Consider the following 25,359-nt stretch of genomic DNA (forward strand, 5'->3'; position numbering starts at 1 on the left):
AAGCATAATCAAGGAATCGCCCATGAGCGCCAGCACCACCGCCACGTTGCGTCACGATTGGTCCTTAGCCGAAGTCAAAGCGTTGTTCGTGCAGCCGTTCAATGACCTGTTGTTCCAAGCGCAGACCGTGCACCGCGCGCATTTCGACGCCAACCGCGTGCAAGTGTCGACCTTGCTGTCGATCAAGACCGGCGCCTGCCCGGAAGATTGCAAATATTGTCCGCAGTCGGGCCACTACAACACCGGCCTGGAAAAAGAAAAGCTGATGGAGGTGCAGAAGGTCCTCGAAGAGGCCGCCCGCGCCAAAGCCATCGGCTCAACGCGTTTCTGCATGGGCGCGGCGTGGAAGCACCCGTCGGCCAAAGACATGCCCTACGTGCTGCAGATGGTCAAAGGGGTGAAGGCCATGGGCCTGGAAACCTGCATGACCCTTGGCCGTCTCGACCAGGACCAGACCGAAGCCCTGGCCCAGGCCGGCCTCGACTATTACAACCACAACCTCGACACCTCGCCGGAGTTCTACGGCTCGATCATCACCACCCGCACTTACGGCGAGCGCCTGCAAACCCTGGCCTACGTACGTGACTCGGGGATGAAGATTTGCTCCGGTGGCATCCTCGGCATGGGTGAGTCGCTGGATGACCGCGCCAACCTGCTGATCCAGCTGGCCAACCTGCCGGAGCATCCAGAATCGGTGCCGATCAACATGCTGGTGAAAGTCGCCGGCACGCCGCTGGAAAACGCCGAAGATATCGACCCGTTCGACTTCATTCGCATGCTCGCCGTGGCGCGCATCCTGATGCCGCAATCCCATGTGCGGCTGTCGGCCGGCCGCGAGGCGATGAACGAGCAGATGCAGGCACTGGCATTCTTCGCCGGCGCCAACTCGATTTTCTACGGCGACAAACTGCTGACCACCGCCAACCCACAGGCCGACAAGGACATGCAGCTGTTCTCACGCCTGGGCATCCTGCCGGAAGCGCGCGAAGAGCACGCCGATGAAGTGCACCAGGCGGCGATCGAGCAGGCGTTGGTGGAGCAGAAGAGCAGCGAGCAGTTCTATAACGCCGTGGTTTGACGCCGCCCTCTATTGGAATGCATTCCAAAGGTGGGAGCGGGCTTGCTCGCGAAGGCGGTGTATCAGTGTCAGATGTGCTGACTGACCCACCGCCTTCGCGAGCAAGCCCGCGCCCACAGTTGATCGCATTCAGTCTCAAGTTCCTTGATCTGCCGAGGCCTGCATGTCTTTCGATCTCGCCGCGCGCCTCGCTGCCCGCCGTGCCGAACACCTTTATCGCCAACGCCCCTTGCTCGGCAGCCCCCAAGGCCCGGAAGTGGTGGTGGATGGCCAGCCGTTGCTGGCTTTCTGTAACAACGATTACCTCGGCCTGGCCAATCACCCGCAAGTGATCGAAGCCTGGCGCGCCGGTGCGTCCCGCTGGGGCGTGGGCGGCGGCGCTTCGCACCTGGTGGTCGGGCACGCCACGCCGCACCATGAGCTGGAAGAAGCGTTGGCCGACCTCACCGGGCGTCCACGCGCCTTGCTGTTCACCACCGGCTACATGGCCAACCTTGGCGCCGTCACGGCGCTGGTCGGGCAGGGCGATACGGTGTTGGAAGATCGCCTCAACCACGCCTCCTTGCTGGATGCCGGGCTACTGTCCGGGGCGCGTTTCAATCGCTACCTCCACAACGACCCCGCCAGCCTGGCCAAGCGCCTGGAGAAAGCCACCGGCAATACCCTGGTGGTCACCGATGGCGTGTTCAGCATGGACGGCGATCTCGCCGACTTGCCGGCACTGGCCCGTGAAGCCCGGGCCAAGGGCGCCTGGCTGATGGTGGATGACGCGCACGGCTTCGGCCCGCTGGGCGCCAATGGGGGTGGGATTGTCGAGCATTTCGGCTTGAGCCAGGAGGACGTGCCGGTGTTGGTCGGCACCCTCGGCAAAGCGTTCGGCACCGCCGGCGCGTTTGTCGCCGGCAGCGAGGAGCTGATCGAAAGCCTGATCCAATTCGCCCGGCCCTACATCTACACCACCAGCCAGCCGCCGGCGCTCGCCTGCGCCACGCTGAAAAGCCTGGAGTTGCTGCGCACCGAGCATTGGCGCCGCGAGCACCTCAATGGCCTGATTCGCCAGTTCCGCCAGGGCGCCGAGCAGCTCGGCCTGGACTTGATGGACAGCTTTACGCCGATCCAGCCCATCCTGATTGGCGACAGCGCCAAGGCTGTGCGCCTGTCCCAGCGGCTGCGCGAGCGCGGGCTGATGGTTACCGCGATCCGTCCGCCCACCGTGCCGGCCGGCAGTGCACGTTTACGCGTGACCTTGACGGCGGCCCACAGCGCAGCGCAGGTGCAGCTATTGTTAAACGCGTTGGAAGCGTGTTTTCGCTTGGAGTCCGACCATGCGTGATCGACTGATATTGCTGCCCGGCTGGGGCCTTGGCGTATCACCGCTGGAACCCCTGGCCGCCGCCTTGCACGGGATTGATGCGCACCTGCGGGTGCAGATCGAGCCCTTGCCGCTGCTGGCTTCCAGCGACGTGGATGAGTGGCTCGACGAACTCGACGCCACGCTGCCGGACAACGCCTGGCTGGGCGGCTGGTCCTTGGGCGGCATGCTCGCCTCTGAGCTGGCGGCGCGTCGCGGCGAGCGCTGCTGCGGCCTGCTGACGTTGGCTAGCAATCCGTGTTTTGTCGCCCATGACGGCTGGCCCAGTGCGATGCCCGCCGAGACCTTCGATGCGTTTCTCGCCGGTTGCCATGCCGACTCACAGGTGACCCTCAAACGCTTCGGCCTGCTGTGCGCCAAGGGGGCCGAAGACCCGCGCGGGCTGGCGCGCCTGTTGGTCAGCGGGGCACCGACTACGCCGTCCAGCGCATTGATGAGCGGCCTGGAGCTGCTCGCCCAACTGGACACCCGCGAAGCCTTGCTGGCCTATCGCGGCCCGCAGTTGCACCTGTTTGCCGGGTTGGACGAACTGGTCCCCGCCGAGGCCGCCAGCCACTTGCTGGCCCTGCTGCCCGATGTTGAAATCGGCCTGATTGAACAGGCCGGTCACGCTTTTCTTCTGGAAGACCCCCACGGTGTGGCGGGGGCCATCCAGGCTTTTTTGCATGAGTGCGTCGATGACTGATCTATCCCAGCCTTCCTTGCCCGGCGCGTTGCCGGACAAGCGCCAGGTGGCGGCTTCCTTTTCCCGCGCGGCGGCCAGTTATGACAGCGTCGCCGAGTTGCAGCGCGCGGTAGGGCATGCGCTGCTGGCGCGCCTGCCGGCGGCTATCGCGCCAGATCGTTGGCTGGACATGGGCTGTGGCACCGGCTATTTCAGCCGCGCGCTGGCGGGGTTATTGCCAGCCAGCCAGGGCGTGGCCCTGGATATCGCCGAAGGCATGCTCAACCACGCGCGTCCACTGGGCGGGGCCGAGCATTTCATCGCCGGTGATGCCGAGCGCCTGCCGTTGAAAGACGAGAGTTGTGGGCTGATCTTCTCCAGCCTGGCGGTGCAATGGTGTGCGAATTTCGACGCTGTACTCAGCGAAGCCTGGCGCGTGCTGCGGCCCGGCGGTGTGTTGGCGTTTGCGAGCTTGTGCGTGGGCACCCTGGGTGAGCTGCGCGACAGCTGGCGCGCCGTCGACGGGCTGGTTCACGTCAATCGCTTCCGCACGTTCGAGGCGTATCAGCAGTTGTGCGCCGCCAGCGGCTTGCGCGTGGTGAGCCTGGAGCGTCGCCCGCATGTGCTGCATTACCCGGATGTGCGCAGCCTCACCCACGAATTGAAGGCATTGGGTGCGCATAACCTCAACCCGGGTCGCCCGGGAGGGTTGACGGGGCGCGCGCGGATTGTTGCACTGGTGAACGCTTACGAGCAGTTCCGCCAGGCCCAGGGCCTGCCGGCGACTTACCAAGTGGTGTATGCCGTACTGGAGAAACCTCTATGAGCGCCGCCTACTTCATCACTGGCACCGACACCGATGTCGGCAAGACCACCGTCGCCGCCGGCCTGTTGCACGCCGCACGCCAGCTCGGCAAAAGCACCGCCGCCGGAAAGCCGGTGGCCTCCGGTTGCCAGGTCACGCCCAAAGGTTTGCGCAACGCGGACGCGCTGGCGCTGCTGGCCGAATGTTCATTGCCGCTGAGTTATGCCGAGGTCAATCCGGTGGCGTTCGAGCCTGCCATCGCCCCACACCTGGCCGCGCGCGAGGCGGGGGTGGCGCTGACCGTGCAATCGCTGTTGAAGCCCATGCAGCAGATCCTGGCGCGGCAAGCAGATTTCACCTTGATCGAAGGCGCAGGCGGCTGGCGCGTACCGTTGGCCGACCAGGACAACCTGTCGGACTTGGCGATGGCGCTCAAGCTGCCGGTGATTCTGGTCGTCGGCGTGCGCCTGGGCTGTATCAGCCATGCCTTGCTCACCGCCGAAGCCATCGCGCGGGACGGTTTGCCGCTGGCGGGTTGGGTGGCGAATATCATCGATCCCAAGACCTCTCGTCTGGAAGAAAACCTCGCTACCCTGGCCGAACGCTTGCCCGCACCGTGCCTGGGCCGCGTGCCGAAACTCAAGCACGCCAGCGCCGAAGCCGTGGCGCAGCACCTGCAGTTGGACCTGCTTGACTGATTTTGGCTATCGACAAGGCATTATGCCATTAGTGTTTTTGACGGGCGTTTTGCCGGTTTCTCTGCTTCAATCAGCGTTCACGATTCTCTAAAGGCAGGCTTACGCCATGGAAATCTCTGGAAGCAGCGCGTTTTACTCGGGCCTGAGCAGCATTCAGACCGGGCAGAACCGTGTCGACCAGGCCGCCGGCAAAATTGCCAGCGCCGCGACTACCCAACCGTCGGATGCGCAGATCGATCGTCTTCGCGCCAACGACCGGGCCCAGCCTTCCAACTCGGCCAGCAATATGGTCGAAATGGCCGAAGGCAAGTTTCAAGTGGAGCTGGGCGCCAAAGTCGCCAAGGCTTCGGATGAAATGCTCGGCACGCTGATCGACACCTACGCCTGATCCCCTCTTTCCAGGTAGGCCGGTTCTTCTGTGGGAGCTGGCGTGCCTGCGATAGCCTCTACTGGTCCCCTTGATACCCCGCGGCGCCTGTAAAGCAGGCAAGCCAGCTCCTGCGGTTCTATTTCTCTCCTGAGCGCCTTGTGGCATCCCGCCGCAGGCTTTGCCGTGCGTGGCATTGATGCGCGTCATGACAAACGGCGTCGGGACGATGCTTGACAACCCCAGGTCGTAAACGTATGTTTCAAACACCTGTTTGACCGCCACAACAAATCCATGCGGTTGTTCATTCCAGATTCATCAGCAGAGGTTTATCGCTATGCCTGACTACAAGGCCCCCTTGCGTGATATTCGCTTCGTTCGTGACGAACTGCTCGGTTATGAAGCGCACTATCAGAGCCTGCCGGCTTGCCAGGACGCTACCCCGGACATGGTTGACGCCATCCTCGAAGAAGGCGCCAAGTTCTGTGAGCAAGTGCTGGCACCGTTGAACCGCGTGGGCGACATCGAAGGGTGTACCTGGAGCGAGTCAGGCGTTAAGACCCCTACCGGTTTCAAAGAAGCCTACAAACAGTTCGTCGAAGGCGGCTGGCCAAGCCTGGCCCATGACGTCGAGCACGGCGGCCAAGGCCTGCCGGAATCCCTGGGCCTGGCGGTCAGCGAAATGGTTGGCGCGGCCAACTGGTCGTGGGGCATGTACCCGGGCCTGTCCCACGGTGCGATGAACACTATTTCCGAGCACGGCACCCCCGAGCAGCAAACCGCTTACCTGACCAAGCTGGTGTCGGGCGAATGGACCGGCACCATGTGCCTGACCGAGCCACACTGCGGCACCGACCTGGGCATGCTGCGCACCAAGGCTGAGCCTCAGGCCGACGGTTCCTACAAAGTGTCCGGCACCAAGATCTTCATCTCGGCCGGTGAACACGACATGGCCGACAACATCGTCCACATCGTGCTGGCCCGCCTGCCGGATGCACCGGCGGGTACCAAAGGTATCTCGCTGTTCATCGTGCCCAAGTTCCTGCCTAACGCAGACGGCTCGATCGGTGCGCGCAACGCAGTGACCTGTGGCTCCCTGGAACACAAGATGGGCATCCACGGCAACGCCACCTGCGTGATGAACTTCGACGCGGCCACCGGTTTCCTGATCGGCCCGGCGAACAAAGGCCTGAACTGCATGTTCACCTTTATGAACACCGCTCGCCTGGGTACCGCGCTGCAAGGCCTGTCCCACGCCGAGATCGGCTTCCAGGGCGGCCTGAAGTACGCTCGCGACCGCCTGCAAATGCGTTCGCTGACCGGCCCGAAAGCCCCGGACAAAGCCGCTGACCCGATCATCGTGCACCCTGACGTGCGCCGCATGCTGCTGACCATGAAAGCCTTCGCCGAAGGTAACCGTGCGATGGTGTACTTCACCGCCAAGCAAGTGGACATCGTCAAGTACGGCACCGACGAAGACGCCAAGAAACAGGCTGATGGCTTGTTGGCCTTCATGACTCCGATCGCCAAGGCGTTCATGACCGAAGTCGGTTTTGAATCGGCCAACCACGGCGTGCAGATCTACGGCGGCCACGGCTTCATCGCCGAGTGGGGCATGGAGCAGAACGTTCGCGACAGCCGCATCTCGATGTTGTACGAAGGCACCACCGGCATCCAGGCGCTGGACCTGCTCGGCCGTAAAGTGCTGATGACCCAGGGCGAAGCGCTCAAGGGCTTCACCAAGATCGTGCACAAGTTCTGCCAGGCCAACGAAGGCAACGAGGCCGTCAAGGAATTCGTTGCGCCGCTGGCCGCGCTGAACAAAGAGTGGGGCGAGTTGACCATGAAGGTCGGCATGGCCGCGATGAAAGACCGTGAAGAAGTCGGTGCGGCGTCGGTGGATTACCTGATGTACTCGGGTTACGCCTGCCTGGCCTACTTCTGGGCCGACATGGCCCGCCTGGCCGCCGAGAAACTGGCTGCCGGCACCACCGAAGAGGCGTTCTACACCGCCAAGCTGCAAACTGCGCGCTTCTACTTCCAGCGCATCCTGCCACGGACTCGTACCCACGTGGCCACCATGCTGTCGGGCGCCAACAACCTGATGGACATGAAAGAAGAGGACTTCGGCCTGGCTTACTAAGCCTTACCGGGTCGCCTGAACAAACCGCCGCGCCTTTTGAGGCGCGGCGGTTTTTTTATGCGTGAGAAAAAACCGCAGTAATGCGCTCAGGGATTGCCGCAGGCTGCCGTTAAAGTGATGGCAATGTGATACATGTCACACAGGTTGTGCTTAACTGTCTGCGTGAAGGCACAGTGCCATTACTTCTTTGCGGGTCGGAGCTTTACCCTTGTCACGCGTGTCCGCTGTACGTTTCAGTCATTTTCTCCCTTCGTTGCTGCTCTTGCTGGCCGGGCTCTCGGCTGCGTACGTCAAGGATCTCAACGTCTTTTTCACCTCGCTGTTCAACGTGCTGCCGACCCTGGTGCTGTTGCTCGGCGGTTCGTACTGCGCGGTGTATCGCCGCCAACGTGAACTGTTCTTGATGATCACGGTGTACATCGCCTATTTCCTGCTCGACACCCAGACCGACTTTTACCGTGACAATGGGCGCGTGCGCGAAGACGCCGCCGTGGTGTTTCACTTGTGTTGCCTGTTGTTGCCACTGCTCTTCAGCATCTACGCGCTCTGGCAGGAGAAGACCCACCTGTTCCGTGACTTCGTCGCCCGTGGCGCGGTGCTGCTGGCGGTCGGCAGCGTGGCATTGGCGCTGGAGCAAAGTTATCCCCAGGCGGTGCTGAACTGGCTGGCAGAGATTCGCTGGCCGGCGCTGCATGGCACCTGGATGAGCCTGATCCAGCTGTCGTACCCGATGTTCCTGATCGGCTTCCTGACCCTCGCCGCCCAGTACTGGTACCAGCCGCGCCCGCTGCACGCGGCGCAACTGGTGGGGTTGCTGGGGTTGTTCTGGATGCTGCCGCAAACCTTCATCCTGCCGTTTACCCTGAACATCATGTGCAGCCAGGTGATGCTGATGATCGCCGCCGGCGTGGCCCACGAGGCTTATCAAATGGCCTTCCGCGACGAGCTGACCGGCTTGCCGGGGCGCCGAGCGCTGAATGAGCGCATGCAGCGCTTGGGGCGCAACTACGTGCTGGCGATGAGCGATGTCGACCACTTCAAGCGCTTCAACGACACCCACGGCCATGACGTAGGCGACCAGGTGCTGCGCCTGGTGGCGAGCAAACTGTCCAAGGTCAACGGCGGTGGGCGTGCCTATCGCTATGGCGGTGAGGAATTCGCCGTGGTCTTCGCCGGCAAGACCCTGGATGAGTGCATGCCGCACCTGGAAGAGATTCGCGAGATCATCGCCGACTACGACATCAAGCTGCGCAACTCGGACCGTCCCCAGGACGATCATCAGGGCCGTCAGCGCCGTGCCGGCAGCGGCGCATCGAGTGTGTCGGTGACTATCAGCATCGGCGTGGCCGAGCGCCAGGCCGAGCAGCGCTCCCCCGAAGAAGTGCTCAAGACCGCCGACCAGGCGCTGTACGCCGCCAAGGGCGCCGGGCGTAACTGTGTGGTGGCGGCCGGGCAAACCCGACGTGGCGCCGTGCGCACGGAGAGCGCTGCCGGTTGAGTGATGGCGCTGTATTCAGCGGTTCTACAGTGATTGTCCGGGGCGCCGGCCGGCAGTAGGTTAAAACCATCTGCTGCCGGAGACATTGCCATGCCTGAGTACAAAGCTCCTCTGCGCGACATGCGCTTTCTGATCGACAACGTGTTTGATTTCCACGGCCACTACGCGGCCTTGGGCGCGACGGATGCCAGCCCGGACATGGTCAGTGCCATCCTCGAAGAAGGCGCCAGATTCTGCGAGAACGTGCTCGCACCGCTCAACCGCAGCGGTGATGAAGAAGGCTGCCATTTCGATAATGGCGTGGTCACCACGCCCAAGGGCTTCAAGCAGGCCTTCGCCCAGTATGTGGAGGGCGGCTGGCATGGCGTGGCGGCGGATCCGGCCTACGGTGGCCAGGGCCTGCCGCAATCGCTCGGCCTGGTGCTCAGCGAGATGATCGGCTCCAGCAACACCTCCTGGGGGATGTACCCGGGCCTGACCCACGGCGCGATGTCGGCGATCCACGCCCACGGCACCGACGAACAGAAGGCCACGTTCCTGGGCAAACTCACCGCCGGTGAATGGACCGGCACCATGTGCCTGACCGAAGCCCATTGCGGCACCGACCTGGGCCTGATCAAGACCCGCGCCGTGCCCCAGGCGGATGGCAGTTATGCGCTCACCGGGAGCAAGATCTTCATCTCGGCCGGCGAGCACGACATGAGCGCCAATATCATCCACCTGGTGCTGGCCAAGCTGCCGGATGCACCGGCGGGTACCAAGGGCATCTCGTTGTTCATCGTGCCCAAGTTCCATGCCGATTCGGGCGAACGCAACGCGGTGCACTGCGGCTCCATCGAGCACAAGATGGGTATCAAGGGTTCGGCCACCTGCGTGCTCAACTTCGACGGTGCCAAGGGCTTCTTGATTGGTGAGGCGAACAAAGGCCTCAACTGCATGTTCACCATGATGAACCATGCGCGCCTGGGCACCGGCATGCAGGGCTTGTGCAATGGCGAGGCGAGCTTCCAGGGCGCGGTCAAGTACGCCAACGACCGTCTGCAAATGCGCTCGCTGACCGGCGCCAAGGCCCCGGAAAAACCCGCCGACCCGATCATCGTGCATGCCGATGTACGCCGCATGTTGCTGACCATGAAAGCCTTCAACGAAGGCAACCGCGCGCTGACCTATTTCACCGCGCAATTGCTCGACACCGCGCACTTGGGCAGCGACGCCGGCCAACGCCAGGAGGCCGAAGACCTGCTGGCGTTCCTCACCCCGATCTGCAAGGCGTTCATGACCGACACTGGGCTTGAGGTGACCAACCACGGCATGCAGATTTTCGGCGGCCACGGCTACATCCGCGAATGGGGCATGGAGCAACTGGCCCGCGATGCGCGGATTGCACCGATCTATGAAGGTACCAACGGCATCCAGGCCCTCGACCTGCTGGGGCGCAAAGTGCTCGGCAGCCAGGGCAAGTTGTTGCGCGGCTTTACCAAAATTGTGCATAAGTTCTGCGCGGCGAATGCCGGGCATCCGCAGCTCAAGGCCTATGTGGCGCAACTCAATCAGCTGAACCAGGAGTGGGGCGAGTTGACGGTGAAGGTCGGCACCGCCGCGATGAAGAACCCCGATGAAGTCGGCGCAGCGGCCGTGGATTACCTGATGTACAGCGGCTACATCATCTTGGCCTACTTGTGGTTGCGCATGGCAATAGCGGCTCAGGCACACGACGATGCCGAGTTTGTCCAAGCCAAACTGGCTACCTGCGACTTCTACTTCAAGCGTTTGCTGCCGCGTACAGCGACTCACCGCGCCGCTGTGGAGGCGGGCAGCGAGTGTCTGATGAGCTTGCCGGCGCAGTTGTTTGCACTGTAGGCACGGATTCTCCAAGCGCTAACTGCGCAGCGGGCTTGCTTCGCGAAGGTCATGTGTCAGAAGCACCCCAGGTGACTGACACAGCGCCTTCGCGAGCAAGCCCGCTGCCGTATTAGACTCACGTGTGACTTATAAATACTGAATGGTCACGAATGGACCCTATGTGTCTCAAAAGTTGTTCAGTTACACTCGGAGCCTGTAAAACCGATCCTACCGAATTACTTTTAACGTTCTCACGAGGTTTGCCATGGCTGATTACAAAGCGCCGCTGCGTGATATGCGCTTCGTCCTCAACGAAGTTTTTGAGGTCGCCAAGACTTGGGCCCAATTGCCGGCATTGGCAGACACCGTTGACGCCGAAACCGTAGAGGCAATCCTCGAAGAAGCTGGCAAAGTCACCGCCAAATCCATCGCCCCGCTCAGTCGCGGTGGCGATGAGCAGGGTTGCCGTTGGGCGGACAGCGTAGTCACCACGCCGGATGGTTATCCACAGGCCTACAAAACCTACGCCGAAGGCGGTTGGGTGGGCGTAGGCGGTGATCCGATCTTCGGCGGCATGGGCATGCCCAAGGCGGTGTCGGCGCAGGTCGAAGAGATGATCAACTCCTCGAGCCTGGCATTCGGGCTGTACCCGATGCTGACGTCCGGCGCCTGTGTGTCGATCAACACCCATGCCAGCGAAGAACTCAAGGCAACCTACCTGCCGAAGATGTACTCCGGCGAGTGGGCCGGTTCCATGTGCCTGACCGAAGCGCACGCCGGGACCGACCTGGGCATCATCCGCACCAAGGCCGAGCCTCAGGCGGACGGTTCCTACACGATCAGCGGGACCAAGATCTTCATCACCGGTGGCGAACACGACCTCACTGAAAACATCATCCACCTGGTGCTGGCCAAACTGCCGGACGCGCCGGCCGGTCCCAAGGGCATCTCGCTGTTCCTGGTGCCGAAATTCATGGTCAATGCCGACGGCAGCCTGGGCGCGCGCAACCCGGTGACCTGTGGCTCCATCGAACACAAGATGGGTATCCAGGCCTCCGCCACCTGTGTGATGAACTTCGACGCAGCCGTGGGTTACCTGGTGGGCGAGCCTAACCGTGGGCTGGCGGCGATGTTCACGATGATGAACTACGAGCGCCTGGGTGTGGGTATCCAGGGCCTGGCGTCGGGCGAGCGCTCCTACCAGAACGCGATTGAATACGCGCGCGACCGTTTGCAAAGCCGTGCGCCAACTGGCGCCCAGGCCAAGGACAAAGTGGCCGACCCGATCATCGTCCACCCGGACGTGCGTCGCATGCTGCTGACCATGAAAGCCGCCAACGAAGGCGGCCGGGCGTTTTCCACCTACGTGGCGACGCAACTGGACATCGCCAAGTTCAGCGAAGACGCGGCAGCGCGCGAGCGTGCCGATAACCTGGTGGCGTTGCTGACGCCGGTGGCCAAGGCGTTCCTCAGCGACCTCGGCCTGGAAACCACCGTGCTCGGCCAGCAGGTGTTCGGTGGCCACGGTTACATCCGTGAGTGGGGCCAGGAGCAGCTGGTGCGTGATGTGCGCATCACGCAGATCTACGAAGGCACCAACGGCATCCAGGCGCTGGACTTGATGGGGCGCAAGATCGTCGGCAGCGGCGGCGCGTTCTACCGGTTGTTCGCTGATGAAATCCGCCAGTTCATCACCACCGCGGGCGCCGAGTTGGGTGAGTTCACCCGTCCGCTCAGCGCGGCGCTGGATAACCTGGATGAATTGACCGCCTGGGTGCTGGATCGCGCCAAGGCCAACCCGAATGAAATCGGCGCGGCATCGGTGGAGTACCTGCACGCCTTTGGCTACCTGGCGTATGCCTATATGTGGGCGCGCATGGCCAAGGCGGCGTTGGGCAAGGAGGCTGAGGAAGATTTCTACGCCAGCAAACTGGGGACCGCGCGCTTCTACTTCGCCCGCCTGCTGCCCCGTATTCATTCACTGAGTGCGTCGGTCAAAGCCGGCAGCGAATCGCTGTTCCTGCTGGATGAAGCCCTGTTCTAACGGCGTGGAGGTCGTGTAAGCATTCTCTTACATGACGTACTGCTATTCGTCCTCTATCGCCAAATTGGATCCACGGATAATCTACTTCACATGGACGTCGCGCAGGAAGCGCAAAGCAACAACACGGACACGTAGGATTCTGCCAGGACGGCGGAGTGAAATGGATGTCAGGGAAACAGTCTGCAAAGCCCCGCTTCGGCGGGGTTTTCTTTTGCCCGCGAAAAAGTCCGGACCGCCCACTTCACGGCTGTACCGGCGGGGCGTTCATCACGTCCTCCAGCAGCGTGCGCAGCAATGCCACCGTCGCCTGCTGGCGCTGCACATCGCGGCACACCAAACCTACCTTCAATGGCACCCTGGGTTCACTCAAGGGTTTCCACAGCAATGCCTTGCTGTTGTGCTCGTCCTGCGAGCGCCCCGGTAGCACGGTGGCCAGCTTGGTATGTGGCAGGCTGTCGAGAATTCCCACCATGGTATTCAGTTCGGCCTGTACCTGCGGCCGGCGCCCGAGGTTGGACAACTGGCCCTGCCAGATCTGCCGCACCTGGAATTCTTCGCCCAGCAGCAACATCGGCAACTCGGCCGCCTGTTTCAGCGAGACTTTCTTGAATTCCCGCAAGGGGTGGTCTTCAGGGATGACGACCTTCAACTCATCTTCATACAGCAGCACGCCGTGCAGGCCTGGCTGGCGCGGCGGCAGGTAGCTGATGCCGATGTCCAGCGAGCCGTTGAGCAGGCGGCGCTCGATCTCCAGCCCGGTCAATTCGTAGATCTGCACCACAAGGTGCGGCTGGGCCTTGCGCACGCGTTCAAGCATTTGCGGGACCAGGCTGGTGTGCACGGTTTGCAGCACGCCGATGGCCAAGGTGCGCATGGCCTGGCCCTTGAAGTTGCGCAAGGCTTCGACGGCCTGCTGCATGCCATCGATCAGCGGCAGGGCGTGGTTGTACAGGGTGTGGGCGGCGAGGGTCGGCAGCAGGCGCTTGCTGCTGCGCTCGAACAGGCTCACATCGAGGTTCTGCTCCAGCTGGCGAATCTGTTGCGACAACGCCGGTTGTGAGATCGACAGGCGTTCAGCCGCGCGGCCTACGTGGCCTTCTTCATACACCGCGACGAAATAACGCAGTTGCTTGAAATCCATAAGTCTTTCTTATCGAAAAAGCTGGAAAATCGAAATGGCCGTTGGCCCCCGAGACGCCTAGTCTAGCGCCTATTCGCAGCGCTTACAGGGCCGGATCGGGCAATGAACAGTGTTTATGTTGATGGTATTTACATAGGCAACGCAAAAAACCTCAAGGCCGTGAGTGCAGGGGTGACCCACCATGGTGTGCTTGCCATCGGGGGTGAAGTGTGAACCTGTTCAATATGCGCCGCCCCGTGCCGAGCCTCGACGACCTGATCGAGGACGCCTCCCACCACGACCTGTCCAGTGACTGCCTGATGCCTACCGTCGCGCGGCCTGCCCAGGTCTTCGTACGCGGCCAGGGCTCATGGCTGTGGGACAGCGACGACCGGGCCTACCTGGATTTCAGCCAGGGCAATGCCGCCAACAGCCTCGGCCACAGCCCGCAGGTGCTGATCAAAGCTTTGTCCGACCAGACCCAGGCGCTGATCAATCCCGGTATCGGCTTGCATAACCGTGCCCAACTCAACCTTGTCGACCGCCTGTGCCACCGCACCGGCAGCGACCAGGCGTACCTGCTCAACAGCGGCGCGGAGGCCTGCGAAGCGGCGATCAAACTGGCGCGCAAATGGGGCCAACTGCACCGGGGTGGCGCCTACCGCATCATCAGCGCCAGCAGCGGTTGCCATGGCCGCAGTTTTGCCGCGATGGCTGCCTCGTCGAACGCCGGTGAAAACCGCTTTGAACCGCAACTGCCGGGCTTCAGCCATGTGCCCTTTAACGATCTGCCGGCGCTGCATGCCGCCGTCGATGCGCAAACCGTTGCGATCATGCTGGAACCGATCCAGAGCGAAGCCGGCGTGATCCCTGCGACCGAGCACTACCTCAAAGGCGTCGAGCGCCTGTGCCGGGAACTGGGGATCCTGCTGATCCTCGATGAAGTCCAGACCGGCCTCGGCCGTTGCGGCGCCTTGCTCGCCGAACAGCAGTACGGCGTGCGCGCCGACATTCTCACCCTCGGCAAAGGCCTGGGCGGCGGCGTCCCGTTGGCGGCACTGCTGGCGCGCGGCAAAGCCTGTTGCTTTGCGGCGGGCGAGTTGGAAGGCACCCATCATGGCAATGCGCTGATGGCCTCGGCCGGGCTGGCGGTGCTCGATACGGTACTGGGGCACGGTTTTCTTGAACAGGTGCGTGAGTCGGGTTGCTACCTGGGTGAAGGCCTTGCCCGCCTGGCCTATCGCTACGACCATGGCCAACTGCGTGGCCACGGCCTGATCTGGGGACTGACCTTGTCGGATGATTCTGCCGATGCGGTGGTAAAAGCCGCACTGCATGAAGGCCTGATCCTAAACGCGCCACAACCCAACTGCCTGCGTTTCACCCCGGCCCTGACGGTGAGCAAGAGCAACATCGACGAAATGCTCCTGCGCCTGGCCCGTGCCTTCTCCCGCGTGCGCACAGCCCAACTGCAATGCCGCAAGGGCATCGCCGTTTAAACCCTGATTCTCGAACCGTCTCGCGGCATACGCGGCGCCTCCAGCCTGATTCTTTTGGCTGGGGGCGTTTTTTTGTCGGTGAAATTTTTGGATTGAAAAGGTTGATTGAGCGTCAGTGAAAACAATGGCTTTTTAGCGGACGTCGGCAAGGAATGCCGACCGGGCACTCATCAAGCAGCTTCGTGAAAGCAGTCATGTGAGCCAACCTGTTTTCGCCCGCTACCTGAACACCAGCGCCTCCACGGTGAAAAAATGGGAGTCCGGCGAGAAACAACCCAGCGGCATGGCGCTAAAGCTGCTGAGCATCGTGCGAAAACACGGGTTGCAGATCCTGACCTGAAGGATGGCCCAGTGCCAGATCCCACTGAACCCTCACGAACGCCCAAGGTCGATTAGCTAGACGGCTCACACGAGCCGATTTTCTGGAGCTGATCCCATGGATTTCATTCGTATCATCATCGCCATTCTGTTGCCGCCACTGGGTGTGTTCCTGCAAGTAGGTTTCGCCGGTGCGTTCTGGCTGAACATCCTGCTGACCCTGTGCGGCTACATTCCCGGCATCGTGCACGCGGTGTACATCATCGCCAAGCGTTGAGGCCGTCAGCCTTTTGCGATGAGCCTTGAGTTGCGCTCATTGCGAAAGGCCAGTTGCTCGATGGTCTGGGTGGCATGTTCGGCTTCTTCCCGCGCTTGCAGGATGATGCCGTGCTGCTCGGACTTGCTGCACACCGGATCGGCGTTGCTCGCATCCCCCGTGAGCATGAAGGCCTGGCAGCGGCAGCCACCAAAGTCCTTCTCTTTTTCGTCACATGAGCGGCACGGCTCGGGCATCCAGTCGTAGCCGCGAAAGCGGTTGAAACCGAACGAGTCGTACCAGATGTGCTGCATGCTGTGGTCACGCACATTCGGAAATTGCACCGGCATCTGTCGGGCACCGTGACAGGGCAGGGCAGTGCCGTCCGGTGTCACGGTCAGGAAGATGCTGCCCCAGCCGTTCATGCAGGCTTTCGGGCGTTCCTCGTAGTAATCCGGCGTCACGAATATCAGCTTGCACGGGTGGCCTTCGGCTTCCAGTTTGGCGCGGTATTCGTTGGTGATGCGTTCGGCGCGCACCAGTTGCTCGCGGGTCGGCAACAAGCCCACACGATTGAGTTGCGCCCAGCCGTAGAACTGGCAGGTGGCGAGCTCGACGAAGTCCGCCTCCAGCGCAATGCACAGCTCGATGATGCGGTCGATCTTGTCGATGTTGTGCCGATGGGTGACGAAGTTAAGCACCATCGGGTAGCCGTGCGCCTTGACCGCGCGGGCCATTTCGAGTTTTTGCGCGAAGGCTTTTTTCGAACCGGCCAGCAGGTTGTTCACCTGTTCGTCGCTGGCCTGGAAGCTGATCTGGATATGGTCCAGGCCGGCCTTCTTGAAGTCGCTGATCTTCTGCTCGGTGAGGCCAATGCCGGAGGTAATCAGGTTGGTGTAGAAGCCCAGCCTGCGTGCTTCCGCAATCAACTCGGCGAGGTCCTGGCGCACCAACGGCTCGCCGCCGGAAAAGCCCAGCTGCGCGGCCCCCATCTCACGCGCCTCGCGAAATACCTTGAACCACTGTTCGGTACTCAGCTCCTTGCCCTGCTCGGCGAAATCCAGCGGGTTGGAGCAATACGGGCACTGCAACGGGCAGCGGTAAGTCAGCTCGGCCAGCAGCCACAACGGCAAGCCGACGGGCGGCTTGTCAGGCAAGGGTGATCCAGTGCTCAGCACGGGCGACCTCCATGAACTGCTCGATGTCTTCACCCAGCTCCGGTACGCCGGGGAATTGCCGCTCAAGTTCGGTAATGATCGCGGCGACATCGCGATCGCCGTCGATCAGGCCACCGATCAGCGCGGCGCTGTCGTTGAGCTTGATCATGCCCTCGGGGTAGAGCAACACATGGCCTTTCTGCGCCGGTTCATACTGGTAGCGATAGCCCTGGCGCCAGGTCGGTTTTCTGCTGCGATCGAAGCTCATAGGGTGATCCCTTTATGCCAGACCCGCTGCTCGGTCACGCTGTGATACGGCGGGCGTTTCAATTCATAGGCCATGCTCATGGCATCCAGCATGCTCCACAGAATGTCGAGTTTGAACTGGAGAATTTCCAGCATGCGTTCCTGGCCTTCACGGGTGGTGTAGTGCTGCAGCGTGATCGCCAGGCCATGCTCGACATCACGCCGAGCCTGCCCGAGGCGGGTGCGGAAGTACTCATAGCCGGCGGGGTCGATCCACGGGTAATGCTGCGGCCAGCTGTCGAGGCGCGATTGGTGGATCTGCGGCGCGAACAGTTCGGTCAGCGAGCTGCTGGCGGCTTCCTGCCAACTGGCGCGGCGCGCAAAGTTGACGTAGGCGTCCACCGCAAACCGCACGCCGGGCAGCACCAGTTCCTGGGAGCGCAGCTGGTCCGGGTCAAGGCCGACGGCCTGGCCCAGGCGCAGCCAGGCTTCGATGCCGCCGTCTTCGCCGGGCGCGCCGTCGTGGTCGAGCAAGCGCTGGATCCACTCGCGGCGGATCTCGCGGTCCGGGCAGTTGGCCAGGATCGCGGCGTCTTTCAACGGAATGTTCACCTGGTAGTAGAAGCGGTTGGCGACCCAACCCTGGATCTGCTCGCGGGTAGCGCGGCCTTCATACATCGCCACATGGTAGGGGTGATGGATGTGATAGAAGGCGCCCTTGGCGCGCAACGCGGCTTCGAATTCGGCTGTGGTCAGCGGTGTGTCAGTCATTTCGATCACTCCTACAATTCAATGCTCATGCCGTCGTAAGCCACTTCGACATTGCGTCGCCCCAGCTCGGCACGCTCGGGGGAGTCTTCATCGAGGATCGGGTTGGTGTTGTTGATATGGATCAGCACCTTGCGCTGTTTGGGCAGCTGTTCCAGCACCTCAAGCATGCCGCCGGGGCCGTTTTGTGCCAGGTGCCCCATCTCGCGACCGGTGCGGGTGCCGACGCCACGGCGCTGCATTTCGTCGTCATCCCACATTGTGCCGTCCACCAGCAGGCAATCGCTGCCAGCCATGATTTCCAGCAGGGGAGCGTCGACCTTGCCCAGGCCCGGGGCGTAGAACAGTTTGCCGCCGGTGCGCAGGTCTTCGACGATCAGGCCGATGTTGTCGCCTGGGTGCGGATCGAAGCGGTGCGGCGAATAAGGCGGCGCGGCGCTGCGCAACGGCAGCGGGGTGAAGCGCAGGTTGGGGCAGGCCGGGATGGTGAAGCTGGCGTCCAGTTCGATACGGTTCCAGGCCAGGCCACCGTTCCAGTGGGTGAGCATGGTGAACAACGGGAAGCCGGTGCTCAGGTCTTCATGGACCATGTCGGTGCACCACACCTGATGTGGGCAACCTTCGCGCAGGCTCAGCAGGCCGGTGGTGTGGTCGATCTGGCTGTCCATCAGGATGATCGCGCTGATACCGGTGTCGCGCAGGGCGCGGCCGGGTTGCATCGGCGCAAAGCCCTGGAGTTGCGCGCGGATATCCGGCGAGGCATTGCACAACACCCAGTTCACGCCGTCGTCGGAAATCGCGATGGACGATTGGGTGCGCGCCTGCGCCCGCAGGCTACCGTCACGAAAACCCGCGCAGTTCACGCAGTTGCAGTTCCACTGCGGGAAGCCACCGCCGGCGGCGGAACCTAGAATCTGGACAAACATGGCCGCTCCATCAAGCAAAGCTCAAAACAAAAACGCCCCGGGCGAACCGAGGCGTTGTATTACCCAGCGGATTAACGGCTGGCGAAGTACATGGTGACTTCGAAACCGATGCGCAGATCAGTGTAAGCAGGTTTGGACCAGGTCATATTCTTACTCCTACGAAGGGATGGGACATTCACTACCAAGTAATACATATAGTCCACCTCCAGTCGGAGATGTTCAGAGGTGTGCGTATGAATGTTACGCAATTCTTTTCAAGTTAGCGCTGTCTCGGTAACAAAAGCCTTTTGCAAGGGCGGCAATGATCAGCCTGGCACTTGCCAGGCATCGTTGGTGCGCGGGCCGTTGGCGATGCAGCGCCAGCCGCCTGCAGCACCCTCGAGCTGTCGGGCGGCGTGCAGCAGGTCTTCGCGGGTGCAGGCCTGGATCGCTTGTTGGAGGCGCGTGAGGTAATCCGACGGATGGCCGGCCAAATACGCCTGCCAGAGCAGTTCGGCGGCGTGGGCGATGGGCAGCGCCTGGACCGTGAATTGTTGCGCCAGGGCCTGGTTATCCAGCGCGCGGCTGTCGATCAGCGCAGGCAACTGCGCCAGGAAAGCCTGCAGGTGCTCAAGGATCCCTTCAAGTGAAACGCTGGGGGATTGCACGCCAAACAGCAGTCCGATTTGCCCGTTGATTTGTCGGACGTTGCTGAACACTGCGTAGCCTAACTGCAACTCGACCCGCAGACGTTGGTAGAAGGGGCCCTGGAGCAAATGCCCGAGCAATCGCCACGCGGCTTCGTCCCTCAGGGACTGGGTCGGCGCAGGGCAAAACAGCAGCAACGCCGCCTCTGCGGAGTCGGTGTTCAGTTGATGCCAGAGATGTTGGCCGCTGATGCTGGTGCACGTGGATTCCAGTCGCACAGCGTGCCCGGGCAGGCGCGCGGCCGCAGCCTTGATCGCCACTTCAGAGGCGGGCGACAAACCAACGCCAAGCCCTTGCCAGCGTGCGGTAGCCCAGGACATGGGTTGCTCGCTGGAGACGCTGACGCCGGTGGTGCAACAGGCAGGGAGCGCCTTGAGCAATGCCCGGATCGCGAGCATCGGTGTCGGGGCGCTGGGTGCCTCTTGCGGTTGATGCATGTCGAGCGCCAGCGCCTCGAGTATCGCTGGCATCGGCTCTTGTAGCCCGATCAGCTTCACCAGCCAGTCATTGCCGACAGTTTCGAAAGACATTTCAACACCTGCCTGACGAGCATTCTCGCGCAGTGCCTGCAAGGTGCTATCCAGCCCGGCGGGTACGGCGGCCTCAAACCGCCAGTGCAGGTAGAGCGCGCCCTCATCGCTGTCATTCGCCAACCCTTGGCTGAATGTCAGTGCCGACAGCTCTCGCCGCCCCCGCGAACGGTCTTGGGCAAAGGTGCGCAAGCCCCGGTGGGCGCTGGTTTGGCCGCGAATCAGGCCGGCGCGCTCGTCCTTGGCGGGTGGGCGCAGGAGCGGATTGTTGGGCGGCAGTTGCCAGGCCTGTACGCAGGACGGGAGGTGCAGGGTCTCCAGCAGGGTCTTGAGGGCCGCGACGTCCTCATCCGTCAGGCCTTCGCTGTCGTGCCGGGCCAGGGCCAGTGCGCCTTGCACCTGCTGTTGGCGCGCCGCCAGCAGGGCGAATTCTTCTCGCAGTGAAGCCCAGTCGCTGTGTGCGAAAAAGCTCAGCCAGTCGTAAAGCAATGCCTCGATGTGTGTCGTCGAAGCGCTTTGGTTCGCGAGCGTGAAGTCGATATCCAGCACTGCCTGCCCGGCGAAGTGGTAAAGCACCGACGCCTGCACTGCGCTGGCGAGTTTTCGTGCTTTCAGTTCCGCCAACAGCCCGCCTGGCGCCGAGGCGTTTAGCCAGGTGCAGAGAAAATCCAGCGCTTCGCGGGGAGCCCTGCAGGTAATGACCTGGTGCAGGTGGTTATCGGCGACATGTTGATAACTCGGTGCCTGGCCTTGCGCCAATGGCGGCGGCTCGACTTGGGGCTGCAAAGGCCCAGAGGTCAGGGCTACGCTGAACTGCTGCGCCAAGGCTTGCAAGTCTGCCAGCGACTGGGGGCCGGCAAGGCACAACGTCATCTGTCCGCTGCGATAGAACCCTTGGTGGAATGCTCGCAACGCTTGCTGAAAAGCCTCACGCTCCACCGGCAGGCTGTCGCGGTTACCTGCATGAAAACCCCGCAACGGATGATCCGCCGCCAGGCCTGCCAGCAACGCCACCTGCTGTTGCGCCTGGGCATCCTGGGACCAGGCCACATACTCGGCGTGCAGGACTTCGCGCTCACGCAACTGGTCTTCGACCGTCAGGCGCGGGTGAGTCAGCATGTCTGCCAGCCGCTCCAAACCCTGCGCCAAGCTCGCCACCGGCAACTCGAAGAAGAACTCCGTGGTGCGCTCGCGCGTGCTGGCATTGATTTGGCCACCCTGGCGTTGCACGTAGGCCATCAAGCCTTCGCCCGTGGGAAAACGCTCAGTACCGAGAAACAACAGGTGCTCCAGAAAATGCGCCAGCCCCGGCCACGCCAGCGGCACATCATGGCTGCCGGCAGCCACCCGCAAGACCGCCGCACTGCGCTTCAAGCGCGGCGCATGGTGCAGGGAAACCCGCAGGCCGTTGGCCAGGGTCAGGTGTTGGCGATGAGGGTGGGCCGGCGCAGGCATGGGCACTTCCGAAACAAGAGAGGTGCCTATGCTAGCAAACCCGCAGGATCAGGGCTTGTGCAGTGCGCCGTACAGTTCGGGGCGGCGGTCTTGCAGGTAATGATTGGCAGCGCGCGCGTCGCGGATCGATTGGTGATCCAGCGTGCCGACAATCAAGGCTTCATCCAGACCGGCCTGGGCGATTCGCTGGCCGTCCGGCGCGGCGATGCTGCTTTGCCCACAGTACTGAATCTCGCCTTCATGCCCACAGTAATTGGCGTAGGCCACGTAGCACTGGTTCTCGAAGGCGCGTGCCCGCACCGTCACGTCGGCAACAAAGTCGAACGGCACCATATTGGCCGTGGGTACCAGGATCAGCTCGGCTCCGGCGAGAGCCAGGCGGCGGGTATTTTCCGGGAACTCCAGGTCGTAGCAGATCAGGACGCCGAGCTTCCAGCCATTGAGCTCCACCAGCGGCCAATCATCGCCGCCGGCACTGAACATCGAGTGGTCCAGGTCGCCAAACAGATGGGTCTTGCGGTAGTTGCACAAGCGCTGGCCGTGGGCGTCGATCAATTGCACGGCGTTGTAGATCTGTCCGTCTTCGGCGCGTTCCGGGTAGCCGTACAGAATCGCCAGGCCAGCGCTTTGCGCCATTTCGGCAATTGCTTGAGCCGATGGCCCATCCTGCGCTTCGGCCAAGGCGCCAACCGCCTCGGCGCCGATGTTGTAGCCGCTGAGAAACATCTCCGGCAGCACCAGCATATCGGCAGCCGAAGCTTCATGCGCCAGCTGGTGCAGACGCTTGAGGTTGCCGGCCACATCCAGCGGCAACGGCGGGCATTGGTACAGGGCGACACGCATCCTCAACTCCTTAGTCCGCCAGGGCGATCGGCCCGATCTCATCGAACACATCACCCGGCCCGGGGTTCTCGGGGTGAGTGCTGCCGCCAAAGTGGGTCATGATGCCCCACACCGCGTTCAGCGAGGTCTGTACCGCGCCCTCGACCCAGGCAGGGGTCCAGGACACGTCATCGCCGGCGATAAAAATCCCACGTTGTTCAGCGGGCATATCCTTCTGCATGAAGTGCGCATACATCCGCTGGTTGTAGCGATAGTGACCCGGCAGCGCGCCCTTGAAGGCCCCGAGAAAGTGCGGGTCGGCTTCCCAGGACACTGTGATCGGATCGCCGATGATGCGTGCCTTGATGTCGACGTTCGGGTAGATCTTTTTCAGCGCGTCGAGGGCCAGCTTCACGCGTTTATCGATGGGCTGCGGCAGCATTTTCAACGCGTCGCTCATCCATGAGTACGACAGGCAGATCACGCCGGGTTTGTCGTCGCCGTTGTCGAACAGATAGGTGCCACGGGTCAGGCGATCCGTGAGGGTCATGCTCATCAGGTCGCGGCCGGTTTCCGGGTCTTTGTCTTTCCAGAACGGGCGGTCGACCATCACGAAGGTTTTCGACGACTGCATATAGCGCGTGCGGTCGAGGGCCATCCACATCTTTTGCGAGAACAGGGTTTCATCGCACTCGATCTGGGTGGTCAGCAGCCAGCTTTGGCAGGTGGTAAGCACGGCGGCGTATTCGCGCGTGTCGCCGTAGTTGTCGGTGACGGCAAAGCGGCCATCGGCAGCGTGGGCGATGCGCTTGACCCCGGCGCGCGGCGCGCCGCGGTGCAACGAGCTGAGGCTGGTGCCGGCCGGCCAGTGGGCGCAGCGCTCCGGTACGTGACGCCAGATGCCCATCGGCACCTGGGCCACGCCGCCGACCACCAGGTGCTGGTGGTCGTCGCAGTTGGTCATGACCACGCGGAAGATTTCCAGCATCGAGTTGGGGAAGTCAGAGTCCCAGCCGCCGGTGCCGAAACCGACCTGGCCGAACACTTCGCGGTGCAGGAACGAGAGCTTGGCGAACGCCTTGGAGGTGGCGACGAAGTCGTAGAAAGTGCGGTCGTCCCACAGTGGCACCAGCTTGTTCCACAGCGCTTTGAGGCGTGGCACGTCACGGTCGCGGATCGCCTGCTGGATATCGCCGAACTGCGAGCCGGCTTCCAGGGCATCCGCCCACGCATCGGCGACTTCCTGGAACAGCACCGGTAAGTCTGAGAGCTTTTGGGCGTAATGGGTCTGGCCTTCGAGGTCGATCACCGTGCTGCCGGACGCCGGCGTCAGCGGGTTGGGGAAGGGTTTGGTCTCCAGGCCCAGCTTGTCGACATAGTGATAAAACGCGGTGGACGACACCGGGAAGCGCATGCCGCCCAGCTCGGCGATGATGCCTTCGGCGCCTTCGAAGGCCTGGGAGCGCAGGCGGCCGCCCATCTTCGAGGCTTCGTACACCACGGGCTTGAGGCCCAGTTTCATCAGCTCGTAGGCGGCGACCAGGCCGGCGATCCCGGCCCCGACGATTGCCACTTCGGCGCCATGGTTGGCGGCGGGAATGCTGCCCAGTCCGGCCGGGTGTTCGATCCAGTCATCGAAGGCAAACGGAAAGTCCGGGCCGAAGATGGTGATGGGTTTCTTGCCGTCTGCGGGGTGGCGATTGGTCTTGCTGATGGTGCTGGACGGAATGCTCATGGCTGACCCTTGCTGACGACTCGGCAGGACGTGACCCGCTGAGTATAGGAAAAGATGGCAGCCAGTTTAGGGAGCGTTGCGCTCGTTAATAAGACGCAATGTGTCGTCGGAATGAATTGGTTTCAGTCAATGTGACGAGGTTACTGGTCAGATTGGCTGGCCGCGGTCCAATTTGTTACTGAGGATGATCGAGGTGGTGGTTTTTTCCACACCGTCGACACTGCCGATCTGGTCCAGCAGTTGGTCCAGTTGCTCCGGCGAATCGGTGCGCAGCCAGGCGACGTAATCGAACTCACCACTCACTGCACAGAGCTGCTGCACCTGGGCCATGGCACTCAACTTGCGCAGCACCTCCTTGCCCGAGCGCGCCTGTACAGTTATCCCGACATAAGCCTGCAAACCGCCATCCACAACACGCTGCCCCAGGCGCACGCCGTAACCGGTGATCACCTGGGTTTTCTCCAGCCGTGCCAGGCGCGACGTCACCGTGGTACGCGCGATGCCCAGCTGCCGAGCGAGCATGGCCACGCTTTCACGCGCGTTGATCTGCAGGGCGGCGATCAGTTGACGATCGATTTCATCGAGGACGGGCAAGGGCAAAGCTCCAGAGCGGACGGCAATGGAGTGGCATGTTACAGGCTTGCGTCCTGGAACCGCACGTTCGGCTCCAGGCTGCGCTCAGCTCGCGGCGGGCGCCTTGCACACCTTCGCCGCGGCGGGGTCGTCGGGCACAAACGAATCGACTGCGCCGGGCTTCAACACCACGTAGCCACGCCGCCAAGGCTGGTCGTCGATGAGCTTCCAGCGATGGCCTGAGCCGGTGTTGTCTTCGGCGACCAGCACTTCACCGGGATGCAACGTGAACGTTTCGCCACCCCGCGTAGCGAACGCCAGGGTGCCGGACAGTGTCATCACGTACTGCGGCTCCGGGTCGTTATGCCAACCGTAAGCGGCATGCGCCGGGCTTTGCTTGAAGTGAATGGCGGTGACGTCATTGCGCATGTTCTGGTCAATGCTGCCGACCAGGACGTGCGACGCATTGTCCGCGCCCGTACACAGTTTGAACGCCTTGATCGTGGCCGGGGCGGGCGTTGCGGCATGGGCGCAGCTGAAGGTCACAAGGGTGATGGCGAGGGCGCTGCCCAGGTTGAACAGGGGGCGGATGAGCGCGTGCGGCGAACGTGGGGCTTGAGGCATGGAGCCGGTTTCCTCGTACTGAAGTCGATATTGATCGCCGGCCATGGTCTGCGTCGCAGCTGGCGCGAACAATTAACAAATCTTTCATTGCCGAGGTCGAGTGCAGCAGCGCCCCGAATTTGCAGGCGCCAG

At 62.4% G+C, this 25,359-nt stretch carries 23 protein-coding genes and 1 pseudogene; 13 read left to right on the top strand and 11 right to left on the bottom strand.

All coding sequences use genetic code 11. The features are described 5' to 3' along the window. The first annotated feature begins 22 nt into the window (after positions 1–22). The 10 genes from bioB to AC07OJ_RS14200 all read left to right on the top strand — a co-directional run bounded on the left by bioB (position 23) and on the right by AC07OJ_RS14200 (position 12,511). The gene (bioB, locus tag AC07OJ_RS14155) at positions 23–1,078 is read left to right on the top strand and encodes a biotin synthase BioB (RefSeq protein ID WP_065871819.1); all 1,056 of its coding nucleotides are present in this window, start codon (positions 23–25) and stop codon (positions 1,076–1,078) included. 163 nt (positions 1,079–1,241) lie between these two features. Continuing rightward, the gene (bioF, locus tag AC07OJ_RS14160) at positions 1,242–2,411 is read left to right on the top strand and encodes an 8-amino-7-oxononanoate synthase (protein WP_106802459.1); all 1,170 of its coding nucleotides are present in this window, start codon (positions 1,242–1,244) and stop codon (positions 2,409–2,411) included. Next, positions 2,404–3,135, top strand: a complete 732-nt coding sequence (locus AC07OJ_RS14165; RefSeq protein ID WP_495094682.1) for an alpha/beta fold hydrolase — start codon at positions 2,404–2,406, stop codon at positions 3,133–3,135. The genes bioF and AC07OJ_RS14165 overlap by 8 nt, the downstream gene beginning before the upstream one ends. Beyond that, the gene (gene bioC, locus AC07OJ_RS14170) at positions 3,128–3,940 is read left to right on the top strand and encodes a malonyl-ACP O-methyltransferase BioC (protein ID WP_495094683.1); all 813 of its coding nucleotides are present in this window, start codon (positions 3,128–3,130) and stop codon (positions 3,938–3,940) included. The genes AC07OJ_RS14165 and bioC overlap by 8 nt, the downstream gene beginning before the upstream one ends. Continuing rightward, positions 3,937–4,617, top strand: coding sequence for a dethiobiotin synthase (gene bioD / locus AC07OJ_RS14175; RefSeq protein WP_065904689.1), 681 nt, complete (start codon positions 3,937–3,939; stop codon positions 4,615–4,617). The genes bioC and bioD overlap by 4 nt, the downstream gene beginning before the upstream one ends. Before the next feature lie 106 nt (positions 4,618–4,723). Continuing rightward, positions 4,724–5,005, top strand: a complete 282-nt coding sequence (locus AC07OJ_RS14180) for a pyrroloquinoline quinone biosynthesis protein PqqE (RefSeq protein WP_065904687.1) — start codon at positions 4,724–4,726, stop codon at positions 5,003–5,005. 316 nt (positions 5,006–5,321) lie between these two features. Continuing rightward, entirely contained in the window at positions 5,322–7,127 is a 1,806-nt protein-coding gene (locus tag AC07OJ_RS14185) for a phenylacyl-CoA dehydrogenase (protein ID WP_065904685.1), read from the top strand. Between the two features lie 208 nt (positions 7,128–7,335). Then, positions 7,336–8,625 (top strand): GGDEF domain-containing protein, encoded by a 1,290-nt coding sequence (locus AC07OJ_RS14190; protein ID WP_106802463.1) that lies wholly within the window; start codon positions 7,336–7,338, stop codon positions 8,623–8,625. A 90-nt stretch (positions 8,626–8,715) separates the two neighbouring features. Then, positions 8,716–10,485, top strand: coding sequence for an acyl-CoA dehydrogenase C-terminal domain-containing protein (locus AC07OJ_RS14195; RefSeq protein WP_495094684.1), 1,770 nt, complete (start codon positions 8,716–8,718; stop codon positions 10,483–10,485). Between the two features lie 247 nt (positions 10,486–10,732). Beyond that, complete coding sequence (locus AC07OJ_RS14200; RefSeq protein WP_120450198.1) at positions 10,733–12,511, top strand: acyl-CoA dehydrogenase C-terminal domain-containing protein; 1,779 nt, start codon at positions 10,733–10,735, stop codon at positions 12,509–12,511. Between the two features lie 241 nt (positions 12,512–12,752). Here AC07OJ_RS14200 and AC07OJ_RS14205 read toward each other — a convergent pair whose 3' ends face one another. After that, on the bottom strand, positions 12,753–13,652 hold the full coding sequence (locus AC07OJ_RS14205; protein ID WP_065904676.1) for a LysR family transcriptional regulator: 900 nt from the start codon (positions 13,650–13,652) through the stop codon (positions 12,753–12,755). A 209-nt stretch (positions 13,653–13,861) separates the two neighbouring features. Here AC07OJ_RS14205 and AC07OJ_RS14210 point away from each other — a divergent pair, with 209 nt between their 5' ends. From AC07OJ_RS14210 to AC07OJ_RS14220, 3 genes and pseudogenes are all read left to right on the top strand, one after another. Next, positions 13,862–15,130, top strand: a complete 1,269-nt coding sequence (locus AC07OJ_RS14210; RefSeq protein WP_495094685.1) for an aspartate aminotransferase family protein — start codon at positions 13,862–13,864, stop codon at positions 15,128–15,130. Between the two features lie 169 nt (positions 15,131–15,299). After that, positions 15,300–15,470, top strand: a pseudogene (locus tag AC07OJ_RS14215) (helix-turn-helix domain-containing protein); the annotation flags it as partial. 96 nt (positions 15,471–15,566) lie between these two features. Continuing rightward, the gene (locus tag AC07OJ_RS14220) at positions 15,567–15,725 is read left to right on the top strand and encodes a YqaE/Pmp3 family membrane protein (protein ID WP_007904205.1); all 159 of its coding nucleotides are present in this window, start codon (positions 15,567–15,569) and stop codon (positions 15,723–15,725) included. A 5-nt stretch (positions 15,726–15,730) separates the two neighbouring features. Here the strand turns inward: AC07OJ_RS14220 and pqqE are convergent, their stop codons facing one another. From pqqE to AC07OJ_RS14270, 10 genes are all read right to left on the bottom strand, one after another. After that, a complete protein-coding gene (gene pqqE / locus AC07OJ_RS14225; RefSeq protein WP_201146007.1) occupies positions 15,731–16,861 on the bottom strand; it encodes a pyrroloquinoline quinone biosynthesis protein PqqE in 1,131 nt (376 codons plus the stop codon). Continuing rightward, entirely contained in the window at positions 16,854–17,129 is a 276-nt protein-coding gene (gene pqqD, locus AC07OJ_RS14230) for a pyrroloquinoline quinone biosynthesis peptide chaperone PqqD (protein ID WP_106802467.1), read from the bottom strand. The genes pqqE and pqqD overlap by 8 nt, the downstream gene beginning before the upstream one ends. Next, positions 17,126–17,878: a pyrroloquinoline-quinone synthase PqqC gene (pqqC, locus tag AC07OJ_RS14235; RefSeq protein ID WP_017138042.1), complete on the bottom strand. Its 753-nt coding sequence runs from the start codon at positions 17,876–17,878 to the stop codon at positions 17,126–17,128. Before pqqC ends, pqqD begins: the two co-directional genes overlap by 4 nt. Before the next feature lie 11 nt (positions 17,879–17,889). Beyond that, entirely contained in the window at positions 17,890–18,801 is a 912-nt protein-coding gene (gene pqqB, locus AC07OJ_RS14240; protein WP_120450194.1) for a pyrroloquinoline quinone biosynthesis protein PqqB, read from the bottom strand. Positions 18,802–18,872: 71 nt separating this feature from the next. Next, complete coding sequence (gene pqqA, locus AC07OJ_RS14245) at positions 18,873–18,947, bottom strand: pyrroloquinoline quinone precursor peptide PqqA (RefSeq protein WP_003194766.1); 75 nt, start codon at positions 18,945–18,947, stop codon at positions 18,873–18,875. Positions 18,948–19,106: 159 nt separating this feature from the next. Then, on the bottom strand, positions 19,107–21,473 hold the full coding sequence (gene pqqF / locus AC07OJ_RS14250) for a pyrroloquinoline quinone biosynthesis protein PqqF (RefSeq protein ID WP_495094686.1): 2,367 nt from the start codon (positions 21,471–21,473) through the stop codon (positions 19,107–19,109). 48 nt (positions 21,474–21,521) lie between these two features. Then, positions 21,522–22,316: a carbon-nitrogen hydrolase family protein gene (locus AC07OJ_RS14255; RefSeq protein ID WP_495094687.1), complete on the bottom strand. Its 795-nt coding sequence runs from the start codon at positions 22,314–22,316 to the stop codon at positions 21,522–21,524. 10 nt (positions 22,317–22,326) lie between these two features. Beyond that, entirely contained in the window at positions 22,327–24,009 is a 1,683-nt protein-coding gene (locus AC07OJ_RS14260; protein ID WP_065904799.1) for a flavin monoamine oxidase family protein, read from the bottom strand. A 168-nt stretch (positions 24,010–24,177) separates the two neighbouring features. Continuing rightward, on the bottom strand, positions 24,178–24,624 hold the full coding sequence (locus tag AC07OJ_RS14265; protein ID WP_065904662.1) for an Lrp/AsnC family transcriptional regulator: 447 nt from the start codon (positions 24,622–24,624) through the stop codon (positions 24,178–24,180). A gap of 84 nt (positions 24,625–24,708) precedes the next feature. Then, complete coding sequence (locus AC07OJ_RS14270) at positions 24,709–25,227, bottom strand: hypothetical protein (RefSeq protein WP_495094688.1); 519 nt, start codon at positions 25,225–25,227, stop codon at positions 24,709–24,711. Positions 25,228–25,359 lie beyond the last annotated feature (132 nt).

This window comes from Pseudomonas sp. GW821-FHT09C08, from assembly GCF_059418125.1.